The sequence below is a fragment of the Bosea sp. Tri-49 genome, from assembly GCF_003952665.1.
Classification (GTDB): Bacteria; Pseudomonadota; Alphaproteobacteria; order Rhizobiales; family Beijerinckiaceae; genus Allobosea.
In genome coordinates, this window is record NZ_CP017946.1 from 3858550 (window position 1) to 3871713 (window position 13164).

Annotated in this window: 12 protein-coding genes; all 12 read left to right on the forward strand. The window is 67.1% G+C overall.

Annotated elements, in window-relative coordinates; all coding sequences use genetic code 11:
• Positions 1-2: 2 nt before the first annotated feature.
• The 12 genes from BLM15_RS18620 to exbB all read left to right on the forward strand — a co-directional run bounded on the left by BLM15_RS18620 (position 3) and on the right by exbB (position 13163).
• Positions 3-482 (forward strand): copper chaperone PCu(A)C, encoded by a 480-nt coding sequence (locus BLM15_RS18620; RefSeq protein ID WP_126114146.1) that lies wholly within the window; start codon positions 3-5, stop codon positions 480-482.
• 160 nt (positions 483-642) lie between these two features.
• Positions 643-1557 (forward strand): dihydrodipicolinate synthase family protein, encoded by a 915-nt coding sequence (locus tag BLM15_RS18625; protein ID WP_164547700.1) that lies wholly within the window; start codon positions 643-645, stop codon positions 1555-1557.
• Complete coding sequence (locus tag BLM15_RS18630; RefSeq protein ID WP_126114148.1) at positions 1557-2726, forward strand: mandelate racemase/muconate lactonizing enzyme family protein; 1170 nt, start codon at positions 1557-1559, stop codon at positions 2724-2726. Before BLM15_RS18625 ends, BLM15_RS18630 begins: the two co-directional genes overlap by 1 nt.
• Positions 2727-2753: 27 nt before the next feature.
• Positions 2754-4025 carry an ABC transporter substrate-binding protein gene (locus tag BLM15_RS18635; RefSeq protein ID WP_126114149.1) on the forward strand — a complete coding sequence of 424 codons (1272 nt, stop codon included), beginning with the start codon at positions 2754-2756 and terminating at the stop codon, positions 4023-4025.
• Between the two features lie 129 nt (positions 4026-4154).
• Positions 4155-5057 carry a carbohydrate ABC transporter permease gene (locus tag BLM15_RS18640; protein WP_126114150.1) on the forward strand — a complete coding sequence of 301 codons (903 nt, stop codon included), beginning with the start codon at positions 4155-4157 and terminating at the stop codon, positions 5055-5057.
• Between the two features lie 10 nt (positions 5058-5067).
• Positions 5068-5898 carry a carbohydrate ABC transporter permease gene (locus BLM15_RS18645; protein ID WP_126114151.1) on the forward strand — a complete coding sequence of 277 codons (831 nt, stop codon included), beginning with the start codon at positions 5068-5070 and terminating at the stop codon, positions 5896-5898.
• A gap of 10 nt (positions 5899-5908) precedes the next feature.
• Positions 5909-7030 carry an ABC transporter ATP-binding protein gene (locus BLM15_RS18650; protein ID WP_126114152.1) on the forward strand — a complete coding sequence of 374 codons (1122 nt, stop codon included), beginning with the start codon at positions 5909-5911 and terminating at the stop codon, positions 7028-7030.
• Positions 7027-8010: an NAD-dependent epimerase/dehydratase family protein gene (locus BLM15_RS18655; RefSeq protein ID WP_126114153.1), complete on the forward strand. Its 984-nt coding sequence runs from the start codon at positions 7027-7029 to the stop codon at positions 8008-8010. Before BLM15_RS18650 ends, BLM15_RS18655 begins: the two co-directional genes overlap by 4 nt.
• The gene (locus tag BLM15_RS18660) at positions 7950-9689 is read left to right on the forward strand and encodes an SMP-30/gluconolactonase/LRE family protein (RefSeq protein WP_126114154.1); all 1740 of its coding nucleotides are present in this window, start codon (positions 7950-7952) and stop codon (positions 9687-9689) included. Before BLM15_RS18655 ends, BLM15_RS18660 begins: the two co-directional genes overlap by 61 nt.
• Positions 9686-10450, forward strand: coding sequence for an SDR family NAD(P)-dependent oxidoreductase (locus tag BLM15_RS18665; RefSeq protein WP_126114155.1), 765 nt, complete (start codon positions 9686-9688; stop codon positions 10448-10450). The genes BLM15_RS18660 and BLM15_RS18665 overlap by 4 nt, the downstream gene beginning before the upstream one ends.
• 4 nt (positions 10451-10454) lie before the next feature.
• On the forward strand, positions 10455-11867 hold the full coding sequence (locus BLM15_RS18670) for an FAD-binding oxidoreductase (protein ID WP_164547570.1): 1413 nt from the start codon (positions 10455-10457) through the stop codon (positions 11865-11867).
• A 261-nt stretch (positions 11868-12128) separates the two neighbouring features.
• A complete protein-coding gene (gene exbB / locus BLM15_RS18675) occupies positions 12129-13163 on the forward strand; it encodes a tonB-system energizer ExbB (RefSeq protein ID WP_126114157.1) in 1035 nt (344 codons plus the stop codon).
• Position 13164: the final 1 nt, after the last annotated feature.

The window sequence follows — 13164 nt, forward strand, 5'->3', positions numbered from 1 at the left end:
ACATGATCACGTTTCGCCTGACTTTTGCTGCTACAGCCCTCGCCTTGGCCTGCGGCACCGCCATCGCGCAGGACTACAGCGCCGGCCTGCTCAAGATCGAGCAGCCCTGGACGCGCGCAACCCCGGCCGGCGCCAAGGTCGCCGGTGGCTATGTCGCGGTCACCAATACCGGCGCCGCGCCCGATCGCCTGCTCGGCGGCTCGAGCGAGATCGCCGGCAAGGTCGAGATCCACGAGATGTCGATGAACAACGGCGTGATGACCATGCGCGGCTTGCCTGAGGGCGTTGAGCTCAAGCCCGGCGCCAAGACCGAGCTCAAGCCCGGCGGCTACCACATCATGTTCATGGATCTGAAGCGCCAGCTCAAGGAAGGCGAAAAGGTCAAGGGCACGCTGACCTTCGAGAAGGCCGGGCCGGTCCCGGTCGAATTCTCCGTCCAATCGGTCGGCGCCCGCGCTCCGGCCGAGGCTCACAAGCACTGACCGCCGCCAGAGGCTGCGAAACCATGGAGGCCGCCGGGCGACAAACCTGGCGGCCTTTTTCATGCGCGCTTGACGATTCTCTACGCGAGAAGTACGGTCCATATTAGAAAACAAATGATCCATAATATGGATCGATAGGAGGAACGCAGTGCTGCAGGGCATGCTCCCGGTGTTGCCGACGCCGTTCACGGACGCAGGGGCGATCGATTCCGTGGCGATGGCTGGGATCGTCGATTTCGCGATCGCCAGCGGTGTCGACGGCGTGGTGTTCCCGGGTTTCGCCAGCGAGGTCGACGAGCTCACCGCGGCGGAGCGGACGACACTGCTGAAGGTGGTTGTCACCAGGATCGGCGGACGCTTGCCAATCGTCGCCGGGGCGAGCGCGCCGACTGCCCTCGAAGCGATCTCGCATTGCCGCGAGGCGCTCGCCAACGGCATCCGCCATGTGATGATCCAGGCACCGAAAAGCGTCGGTACGACGACGGACGCCGTCTCGGCCTTCTATGGCGAGATCGCCGCGGCAGTGCCCGGCATCGAGATCGTGCTGCAGAACGCTCCGGCGCCGCGCGGCTCCGACCTCAAGCCCGAGGCGATCCTCCAGATCGTCCGCGACAATCCGGCGATCACCTATGTCAAGGAAGAGACATTGCCGTCCGGCCTCGCCATCTCGGCGATCGCGGCCGGCAAGCCGGCGCATCTCAAGGGCGTGATCGGCGGCGGCGGGGCGCGCTACCTGATCGACGAGTATAATCGCGGCGCCTGCGGCGCGATGCCCGCGGTCGAGCTCGCCGATGTCCATGTCGCGATGGACCGGGCCTACCGAGACGGCGACACCGCCCGCGCGCGCGATCTTTATATGCGCACGCTGCCGCTCTTGGTGATCCAGTTCAATTTCCGCATGGCCTTCACCAAGCATGTGCTGACGCGGCGCGGCGTGATGACCAATCAGGTCGTGCGGGCGAAAGTGCCGCCGATGGACGCGCTGGACGTCGCCGAGATCGACGCCTGGCTCGACGCCTGCGCCGACCTCATGACGGTCGAGCCGCGCGCGCCCAAGCTCGGCGGAGGCGCGTGATGGCCGAGCGCGTCGCCCGCGTCGAGGTCTTCTCGATCACCATCCCGCGCGAGACGCCCTATCTCGGCGCCCTGCGCGAGGGCGAGCGCATCAACGATCACGGCTATATCGTCCGCAAGGGTAACCGCACGGTCTATCCGACGGTCGACCGCACCGTGGTCGTCCGGATCGAGACGGCAAGCGGCGCAGTCGGCTGGGGCGAGACCTATGGCATCGTCGCGCCCGGCGCGGCGATGGCGATCATCGACGACCTGCTCGGCCCCTTCGTCGTCGGGCGCGACCCGCGCGACGTCAGCGTCATCCATGACGACCTCTACGATCTGATGCGGGTGCGCGGCTATACCGGCGGTTTCTATCTCGACGCTCTCGCGGCGATCGACATCGCGCTCTGGGACCTGTGCGGCAAGCTCTGCGGCCTGCCTTTGGTCAAGCTGCTCGGCGGGCAGAAGCATGATCGATTGCCGGCTTACATCTCCGGCCTGCCGAAGCCGACGCGGGCGGAGCGGGCCGAATTCGCCGCGGAATGGCAGGAGAAGGGCTTCGACAGCTTCAAGTTTGCTGCCCCGGTCGCCGATGACGGCAATGTCGCGGAGATCGCGACCTTGCGCGAAAAGCTCGGGCCGAAAGCGCGTATCGCCTGCGACATGCACTGGGTCCATACCGGCGAGGAGGCCGTCGCCGCGATCGGAGCGATGGAGCCGCACGGTCTCTGGTTCGCCGAGGCGCCGGTGAAGCCGGAAGACCTCGACGGCCTCGCTCATGTCGCAGCCAAAGTTTCGACACCGGTCGCGGCCGGCGAGGAGTGGCGCACCGTCTATGATCTCGTGCCGCGTGTCGCGCGGCGGGCCTGCGCGATCGTGCAGCCGGAGATGGGCCATAAGGGCGTGACCGAGTTCATGCGCATCGGCCTTTACGCTCAGGCGCATCACCTCCGGGTGATCCCCCATGCCACGATCGGCATCGGCCTGTTCCTGGCGGCTAGCCTGCACGCATCCTCGGCGCTCGCGGCGGTCGAGTGCCACGAATTCCAGCATTCGATCTTCGAGCCGAACCGGCGGCTGCTCCTTGGCGACATGGATTGCAGCGACGGCTTCTACCGTTTGCCCAGCGGGCCCGGCCTCGGGGTCGAGCCATCGAAAGAAGCGCTCAAGCTGCTGAAGCGGCTGTAGCGACAACAACCAAGGGAGGAGGAGACCATGACGAGGACAAGGCTTGCATTCTCCGCGGCTGCGCTCGCGCTCGCCGCCGGCTTTCTCCCCGGCGCCGCTATGGCGCAGGGCAAGGTGCTGAAGTTCGTCTCCTGGCAGAAGGACGAGCGCGGCGTCGGCGACTGGTGGGGCTCGGTGATCAAGGAGTTCGAGGCGACCCATCCTGGCGTCAAGATCGAATGGACCAAGGTCGAGCGCGGCGCCTATGCCGACACGATGACAACGCTGTTCGCCGGCGGCAAGCCGCCGGACATCGTCCATCTCGCCTCGTTCGAATTCCAGAAGTTCGCCGATAATGGCTGGCTGGAGCCGCTCGATCCTTACATCAAGGAGGCAAAATTCGACCTCAAGGGCTGGGCCGGGCAGGACACCTGCAGCTGGAACAAGCAGACCGTCTGCACGATGATGCTCTATTTCGGTTACATCTTCGCCTACAACGAGGACCTCCTGAAGAAGGAAGGTCTTTCTGTCCCGAAGACCTATGCCGAGTTCCTCGCCGCGGCGCAGAAGCTGACCAAGGACGTCAATGGCGACGGCATCGTCGACCAGTTCGGCACCGGTCACGAGACCAAGGGCGGCGGCGGTCAGTATATGAGCGAGATGATGAATTATACGCTCGATGCCGGCGGGCGCTGGACTAACGATGCCGGCAAGGTGACGATCAATACGCCGCAGATGATCGAGGGTCTCTCGCGCTGGAAGACTATCGTCAAGACCAGCCTGACCCCACGCGACCTGCCGGCCGGCGAGGTCCGCCAGATGTTCGCCGACGGCAAGATCGCCATGAAGATGGACGGCCCCTGGCTCTACCCGATCATCCAGAAGGGCAAGGCCAAGGACCAGATCAAGCTCGGCATGGTGCCGTTCAATCCGCCGGTTGGCGGCTCCTCGAACGTGCTCGGCATCGCCGCCGACGCGCCGAAGGAGAACAAGAAGCTGGTCTGGGATTTCATCGCGATCGCGACCTCGGACAAGTTCCAGTCGAGCTATGCGACGCTGGGCGCCTCGCCGCCGCCCTCTCCGCGCGCCGACACCTCGGCCGCGACCAAGGACACGCCGCATTTCGACCTTCTGGTGCAGGCGACCAAGGCCGCCGCCGACGCCAAGGTCGACCGGATCCCGAAGGGGCTGGAGCTGCAGTTCAACGAATTCGCCAAGATGGTCATGGAAGAATCGCAGCGCATGATCATCCAGGACCTCGACCCGAAGGCGGTCGCGGCGACGATGCAGGCCAAGGCCGAGGCGCTGCAGAAGCAGTGAGGCCCACCACTCGTCATGGCCGGGCTTGACCCGGCCATCTCGGAAACCAGAGCCCTCTCGTCACGAGATTCTCGGGTCGGCGCTCCACGCCGCCCGAGAATGACGGAACTCGCCAGGAGACGACCTGCCATGCCCGGCTTCAGCCTCGACCTCGCCCGCCCGAGCCGGCGGCACTGGCTCGGCTATCTCCTGCTGGCGCCGGCGGTGCTGCTGATCGCGCTGATCATCGTCTATCCGCTCTTCGTCTCGGTCGACCTCTCCTTCCAGAACGTCAACATCGCCCGGCTCGACCAGCCGCGCCGGCCGTTCACCACCGCCAATTACGAGCGGCTCTTTGCCTCCGAGGAGTTCTGGTACGCCTGCTGGGTGACGTTCAAGCTCGTCACCATCGTCTCGTTCTTCTGCTTCCTGCTCGGGCTGAGCACGGCGCTCCTGGTCAACAATCGCTTCAAGGGCCAGGCGTTGGCGCGGCTGCTCGTCGCCCTGCCCTGGGCGATCCCGGAAGTGATCGCGGTCGTGATCTTCGCCTGGCTGTTCGATTCCTCCTTCGGCCTGATGAACTGGCTCTTCATCAAGCTCGGCCTCGTCGACCAGACGATCAACTGGTTCTCCTCGCCCGACGCGGCCTTCGCCGTGGTCACGACGGTGATGGTCTGGAAGGGCTATCCCTTCGTCTCGATCATGATGCTGGCCGGTTTGCAGTCGATCCCGGAGGATTTCTACAACGCTGCCAAGGTCGACGGCGCCCGCGCCTGGCAGCGGCTGATCCACATCACCATCCCCTCGCTGATGCCGGTGATCGGCGTCACGCTCGTGCTGGTGATGCTCTGGGTCTTCCGCGACTTCTCGATCATCTACGTGTTGACCGGCGGCGGGCCCCTGAAGGCGACGCAGTCGCTCTCGATCATGACCTACGAACAGGCCTTCGGCTTCTTCAAGATGGGCTACGCCTCGGCCATCGGTGTCATCACCCTGATCGTCTGCGTGATCGCGAGCCGGCTGATGATCTCCCGCGCGCCGGACAATATCTGAGGAGGCGGCGATGAGACGGAAAACCACACGTCACGCCCTGCTCTATGCCGGCGTCGCCCTGACCTGCGCCATCCTGGTCTTCCCGATCTACTGGCTCGTCGTCACCGCGCTTTCCGAACCGAGCCAGCTTCGGCAATTGCCGCCGAGCTTCTGGCCAGCTGAGCCGCGCTGGGGCGTGTTCGGCCAGATCATGGCCGAGCGGCCGATCCTGCTCTGGCTCGGCAATTCGGCCTTGGCGGCGATCGGGGCCGTTACCATTTCCATGATCGTCTCTGTGCTCGCCGGCTACAGCCTGTCGCGCTTTCGGGTGCGCGGCGGCCAGTCGCTCGGCCTGTTCATCCTGACCGCCAAGATGCTGCCGGCGACGCTGCTCGTCATCCCGCTCTTCGGCATCTTCCGCAATCTCGAGCTGATCGGCAGCCTGTGGTCGATCATCCTCGCCCACGCCACGCTGATCATCCCGTTCACCACCTGGATGCTGAAGGGCTATTTCGACACGATCCCGCGCGAGCTCGAGCAGGCGGCGATGGTCGATGGCTGCTCGCCGCTTGGCGCGCTGGTCCGGGTGATCCTGCCGGTCTCGGCGCCGGGGCTGGCGGCAACCGCGCTCTACGGCTTCGTGCTGTCCTGGTCGGACTATGCCTATGCCCGCACCTTCCTGACCAACGCCCAGGGCAACTGGACCGCCAATCTCGGCATCACCACGATGAAGGGCGAGTACATCTCGAACTGGAGCGACATTTCCGCCGCCTCCATCCTCGTCGCCCTGCCGATCCTCGCGATCTACCTCTTCCTCGAGCGCTATCTCGTCGGCGGCCTGACGGCCGGCGCCGAGAAGTAAGAGAACCCGCATGGCTGGAATCCGTATCGACAGCGTCACCAAATCCTATGGCGGGCTCACCGTCCTCAAGGCGTTCTCACTCGACATCGCCGATGGCGAATTCGTCGTCCTCGTCGGCCCCTCCGGCTGCGGCAAGTCGACCATGCTGAAGATCCTCGCCGGGCTGGAGGAAGCTTCCTCGGGAACGATCAGCATCGGCGAGCGCGATGTCACCGACCTCGCGCCGGGCGATCGCGACATCGCCATGGTCTTCCAGAACTACGCGCTCTACCCGCATCTGACGGTCGCCAAGAACATGGGTTTCGGCCTGAAGATGCGCGGCACCGATGCCGGCGAGATCACCAGGCGTGTCAACGAGGCCGCAAAAATCCTCGGCATCGACCATCTGCTCGAGCGGCGGCCGCGCGCGCTCTCGGGCGGCCAGCGCCAGCGCGTCGCGCTCGGCCGTGCCATCGTGCGCGAGCCGCAGGCCTTCCTGATGGACGAGCCGCTCTCCAATCTCGACGCCAAATTGCGCGTCCACACCCGCGCCGAGATCAGCGCCCTGCACAAGAGGCTGCGCGTCACCACGATCTACGTCACCCACGACCAGACCGAGGCGATGACGATGGCCGACCGCATCGTCATCATGAAGGACGGCGTGATCCAGCAGATCGCCGCGCCCGATGTGATGTTCCGCGAGCCGGCCAATCTCTTCGTCGCCGGCTTCATCGGCTCGCCCGGCATGAATTTTTTGAAGGCGAAAGCGCAGGCCACTGGTGGCCGCGTGACCGCGAAATTGTTCGGCCACGACGTGACCCTGCCGCTCGCTAACGCCGCTGCGCTCGCCGGCAAGGACATCGTCGTCGGCCTCAGGCCCGAGCACATCGCCGCCGGACCGGGGCAGGTCTCCTTCGCGGTCAGCCCGCGGCTGATCGAGAGCCTCGGCAGCGAGCAATACGTCTATGTCGACCTGCCCGAGGAGCACCGCCGCGAGGTTAATTCGGGCGGCGAGGATGAAGCGCGGCGGACCTCGCTGATCGCGCGCCTGATCAATCCGGAGCCGAGACCACCCGAGGCGACGCTGACGCTGTCCTTCGATCCCGCGCGACTGCACGTCTTCGATGCCTTGAGCGGCGAGGCGATCCGATGAGTACGGTCCTCGTCACCGGCAGTGCCGGGCGCGTCGGCTCGCGCGTCGCCCGCCAATTGCTCGAAGCAGGGCATCGCGTCACCGGCTTTGACCTGCGCGCCAGCGGCATTGATCATCCCGCTTATCGCGAGGTGCTCGGCGACTTCGACGACCGAGCCTCCGCAAGGAAGGCCGTGCAGGGTGCGGAGGCGATCCTGCATCTCGGCGCCTTCATGTCCTGGCTGCCGGCCGATCGCGACAGGCTCTTCACCGCAAATGTCGAGGGCACGCGCGTATTGCTGGAAGAGGCCGCGGCGGCCAGGCCGAAGCGGCTGGTCTTCGCCTCCTCCGGCGAGGTCTATCCGGAGAACGTGCCGGACTATCAGCCGATCGACGAGGATCACCCGCTGAAGCCGCGCTCGCCCTATGGACTGAGTAAGCTGCTGGGCGAAGAGATCGTGCGCTTCTTCGAGCGGACCAGCGGCGTGCCGGCGACGATCCTGCGCTTCTCGCATACCCAGGATGCCAGCGAACTGCTCGATCCCGGCAGCTTCTTCTCCGGCCCGCGCTTCTTCCTGCAGCCGAAGATCCGGCAGCAGGAAGGCTTCAGCAATCAGGCCGCCGTCGCCGCCTTGCGCACCGTCGACGACGGGCGCGAGGCGCTGGTGCTGTCGCGCAACGAGGCCGGCCGTCCCTTCCGCATGCACATCACCGACACCCGCGACATGGTCGCCGGTATCCTGCTGGCGCTATCGGACGAGCGCGCCGCCGGCCGCACCTATAATCTCGGCGCGACCGAACCGGTCGACTTCGCCGCCGCGCTGCCGATGATGGCGCAGTTGACGGGACTGCCGTTGAAGACCATCGACCTGCCGGGCGCCGGCGTCTTCTACGAGACGTCGAACGCCAGGATCCGGACCGAATTGGGGTACGAGCCGCAATGGACCTTCGAGCGCATGATCGGCGAGGCGGCGCAGGCGCGGGTGAAGCGCGCGTCCTGACGCCGGACGAGCGCGACGTTCCGACCGGCGCAGCCGCCCTCGCCAAGGGCCTCTATCTGCTCGACGTGATCGGCGAGGCGCCGGCGCCGCCGCGCTTCCGCGACCTGCAGGCCGCGACCGGCCTGCCCAAGGGCACGCTGGCGCGCATGCTCAACACGCTGCTGACCTTCCGCCTGATCCGGCACGAGGAGAGCGACAACACCTACAGGCTCGGCCACCGCCTGTTCGAGCTCGCCCATCGCGTCTGGGAATCCTTCGATCTCCGCGGCGCCGGCGCGCCGGCGCTGGACCGGCTCGCCGAGGAAACGCGCGAGACCGCCGCACTCTGCGCCATCGACAATGGCGAGGTGCTCTATATCGACCAGCGCAGCCGTGGCGGCCCCTATGGCTTCCGCATCGAGATCGGCCGGCGCGCGCCGCTGCATTGCACGGCAGGCGGCAAGGCGCTGCTCGCCTTCGTCCAGCCGCATGAGCAACGCGCGCTCGTCGATCGGCTGAAGCTCGAGCGCTTCACCGAGACGACGATCACCGAGGAGGAGGCGCTCGCCGCCGACCTCGCTCTGACGCGGGCGCGCGGCTATGCCGTCTCGCAGGAGGAGCATGTCGCCGGCGTCGCCTCGGTCGCAGCGCCGATCTTCGACCATACCGGCAGGGCCGTGGCGGCGATCGGCGTGTTCGGCCCATCCTCGCGGCTGACGCGCGAGCGCCTGCACACCACCGGCCGCGACCTGATGGCGGCTGCCAGGCAGATCTCCGGCAATGTCGGCGCGACGCAGATGAACATTTCCCCGGCGCCACGCTCGGCCCGCCCGGTCGATCCCAACGTGCAATGCGTCCTGCCCTGGGGCGCGCATCTCGCCGAGGGGCCCTATTGGTCGGCAGGCGAGCAGCGGCTCTACTGGGTCGACATCCTCGCACCCTCGGTCAACCGCTTCGATCCGGCGACTGGCAACAACGAGGAAGTCACGCTGCCGCGCCTTGTCAGCGCCGTGCTGGGCCGCCGCGGCGGCGGGCTGGTGGTGCTGACGCAGGAGGGGCTGGAAGCCTTCGACTTCGCCAGCGGTCGGCTGACCCCACTCGCCGATCCCGAGGCCGACATCCCCGACAACCGCTTCAACGACGGCAAATGCGACCGGCAGGGCCGGCTCTGGGCCGGGACGATGCGGCTGGACGCCAGCCGCGCCTCGGGCGCGCTCTACGCGATCGCGCCCGATCTCTCCTGGCAGCGGCAGGAGAGCGGGCTGACCGTCGCCAACGGACTCGACTGGAGCCCGGATGGCCGGACCTTCTACTTCGTCGATTCCGCCCATAGCCGCATCTACGCCTATGAATTCGAGGCCAAGACCGGCACGCTCGCCAGTCGCCGCGTCTTCGCCGAGGTCGCCGGCCGCCCGGACGGGCTCGCGGTCGACGCCGAGGGCTTCGTCTGGTGCGCGATCTGGGATGGCTGGTGCCTGCACCGCTACGCGCCAGACGGCAGGCTGGACCGCGAGGTCTGGCTGCCGGTGCCGCGCCCGACCAGCCTCGCCTTCGGCGGGCCCGACCTGAAGACGCTGTTCATAACCTCGGCGCGCATCCGGCTGCCGTCGCGCGTGCTGGCCGAGGCACCGTTCTCGGGCGGGCTCTTCACCTTGCCGGTCGACGTCCCCGGCCTGCCCACGGCGGAGTTCGGCGGGTGAGGGTCGAAGCCTCCTATCCCGATCTTTCCGGCAGGGCGGCGCTGGTCACCGGAGGAGCGGACGGCATCGGCCGCGCAGTCGTCGAGGCGCTGGCACGGCAGGGCGCCAAGGTCGCCTTCCTCGACATCGATGCCGAGCGCGGCGAGCAGCTCGCGTCCGAGCTTTCGGCCGCCGGCGGCTCTATCTCGTTCCATTATGTCGATCTACGCGACATCCCGGCCACGCAAGCGGCGATCGCGGCGGCACGCGCCGTGCACGGCCCCTTCGCCATCGGCGTCAACAATGCCGGCCATGACGAGCGGCACGATTTCGACGCGGTGACGGAAGCCTATTGGGACGATCGCCTCGCCGTGAACCTCCGGCCGATGATGTTCGTCGCGCAGGCGCTCGCGCCGGACATGCGCGGTCTCGGCGGCGGTGCGCTCGTCAACCTGTCCTCGACCTCGTGGATGAAGGGGTCGCCGCACATGATCGCCTACACCACCGCGAAATCGGCGGTGATCGGCTTCACCCGCTCGCTGGCGCGGGCGCTGGGGCCTGATGGCATCAGGGTCAACTGCGTCACGCCCGGCTGGGTCATGACCGAGCGCCAGCGCACCAATTGGTGGACACCCGAGAAGGGCGCGGCCAACCAGGCTGCGCAAGCGCTGAAGGGCGAGATCCAGCCGGAGGACGTCGCGCAGATGGTGCTGTTTCTCTGCTCCGACGTCTCGCGCATGTGCGCCGGCCAGAATTTCATCGTCGATGCCGGCACGGTCTAGCGCGATGAGTTCGCTCGATGCGCTTGCCGCCATGCTCGATCCGGCCGCCATCGTCACCGATCCGCAGGCGCTGGCACCGCACCTCGCCGACTGGCGCGGCCAGCATCACGGCACGGCACTCGCGCTGCTACGTCCACGCAGCGTCGAAGAAGTCTCGACCATCCTGTGCTGGGCGAGCGCGACGCGCACTCCGGTCGTGCCGCAAGGCGGAAATACCGGCCTGTCGGGTGGGGCGACGCCGGACGGCTCGGGCGAAGCGGTCGTGCTCTCGCTGGCCCGCTTGAACAAGATCCGCGCGGTCGACAGCGCAGGCGATACACTGACTGCTGAAGCCGGCTGCATTCTCGCCGATGTCCAGCAAACCGCCGCAGCCAATGACCGGCTGTTCCCGCTCAGCCTCGGCAGCGAGGGCTCCTGCCAGATCGGCGGGGTGGTTGCGACCAATGCCGGCGGCATCAACGTCATCCGCTACGGCACGGTGCGCGATCTCGCGCTCGGCCTCGAATATGTCCGCGCCGACGGCGCGGTGATCCATGGCCTGAAGCCGCTGCGCAAGGACAATGCCGGCTATGCACTGAAGGACCTCGTGATCGGCTCGGAAGGCACGCTGGCGGTCGTGACGGCGGCGACCTTCCGGCTGTTTCCAAGGCCGCGTATCAGCGCAACGGCGCTGTGCGGCTTCGAGAGCCCATCGGACGCGCTGCAACTCCTCGCCCTACTGCGACAGGCGGCTGGCGAACGCATCTCCAGCTTCGAACTGATGTGCGACGCCGAGATGGGTCTCACGCTCGATCTCATGCCCGGCACCGCCCTTCCCCTCGAACGGCGGCACCGCTGGTATGTCTTCATCGAGCTCGCCGACAGCGATCCGTCCGGACGGGTTGGCGAGTTGCTGACCGAGGCACTCGCCACCGCGCTCGGGCAGGGCCTGTTGCAGGACGCGGCCATCGCCCAGAGCGAGGCGCAGGCCAAGGCGATCTGGAATCTGCGCTTTGCCGTGGCGGAGGCGAACCGCCGCGCCGGCCCGATCGTCTCGCACGACACCAGCGTCGCGGTAGCCGACGTGCCGGCCTTCATCACAGCGGTCGAGGCGATGACAGCCGTGCGCTTCCCGGAGGCTAGGCCGCTTTTCGTCGGCCATGTCGGCGACGGCAACATCCACGTCATCCTGCTCTTCCCACAGGAGACTCCGGCGGAGCGAAGCGCGTATCTCGGCGATGCCGTGAACGCAGAGGTCTTCGCGATCACCAGCGATTTTGGTGGCAGCATCACCGCCGAGCACGGCATCGGCCGCAGCCTGACCGGCGCACTGATACGGCAGGCGCAGCCCGAGGCGCTGGAGCTGATGCGGGCGGTCAAGCAGGCCTTCGACCCCCTCGGCATTCTCAATCCCGGCGCGGTCCTCGCGCAAAGGTGAAGCAGGCGAGTGCGCGGGCGAAGCAATCGGAATAGTTGAACTGTTCCGAACCCAGAGCATCGGGTGCCTTAGTTTAGAATACATGTAAACTATTGTATTTGCTAACCAATTCGCTCTGGGTTAACTGCTGGAGACGATCGCGAGGTTGATGTCCTCGACCGGCACTGGCTCGCGATCGCCCGGAGCCGCCTCAACGAACGTGGCTTCGTTTTGAACGCGCTCCCGCCAAGGCGGGCGCCGCAAGACCACGGACCCAATTCGATGCAGCGTTTGATCGGCACAGTCCTGCTCGCGACGGCCATTGTCGCCACGCCCATGGCGGGCTTCGTCGCCCTCGCCCAGACCGCCCCGGCCGAGACGGCCCAGAACCCCGCACCGGCAGCGACCGCGCCAGCTGGCCAAGCCGCACCTGTTGCTCCGAACACCGCTGCAACGCCGAGCCAAGCCGTCCCGGTCGCCACTCCCGGCGGCGCCCCGCAGACCTCTGTGCCTGCAACCGCTCCTTCCGCGTCCCCCGCGCCTGTCGCTGGGCAGGCCACGCTGCCGCACGACCTGTCGCCCTGGGGCATGTTCATGGCCGCCGACATCGTCGTGAAGGCGGTGATGCTCGGCCTCGCCTTCGCCTCGTTGGTGACCTGGACGATCTGGCTCGCCAAGGCGCTCGAACTCGCCGCCGCCAAGACACGGGCGCAGCGAGCCGTGCGCCGGCTGGTGGAAGCGGAAAACCTCGACGAGGCCGCGCAGGTCATCGCCGGCCGCAAGGGCCAGGCGCGTGGCACGGTCGCGGAACTGGTCGGGGCAGCCCAGGGCGAGCGCGAGCGCTCAGCCGATCTCGGCGAGGACGGCATCAAGGAACGCGCCGCAATCGCGCTGTCGCGGATCGAGGCGCGTGCAGGCCGATCGATGGCGCGCGGCACCGGTCTGCTCGCCACCATCGGCTCGACAGCGCCCTTCGTCGGCCTGTTCGGCACGGTCTGGGGCATCATGAACTCGTTCATCGGCATCAGCCAGTCGAAGACCACCAATCTCGCCGTGGTTGCGCCGGGCATCGCCGAGGCGCTGCTGGCAACCGCGATCGGCCTCGTCGCCGCGATTCCGGCGGTGATCATCTACAACGTCTTCGCCCGCGCCATCGCCGGCTACCGCGCTACGCTCTCGGACGCTTCGGGCGAAGTGCTGCGCCATCTCTCGCGCGATCTCGAGCGGGCGCGACGTCAGGCGGCGCAGCAGGTCCGCGCCAATCTGCATGCGGTGCCCACTCAACCTGCGGCCATGCCGCGCGTTCCGGCGGAGTGAG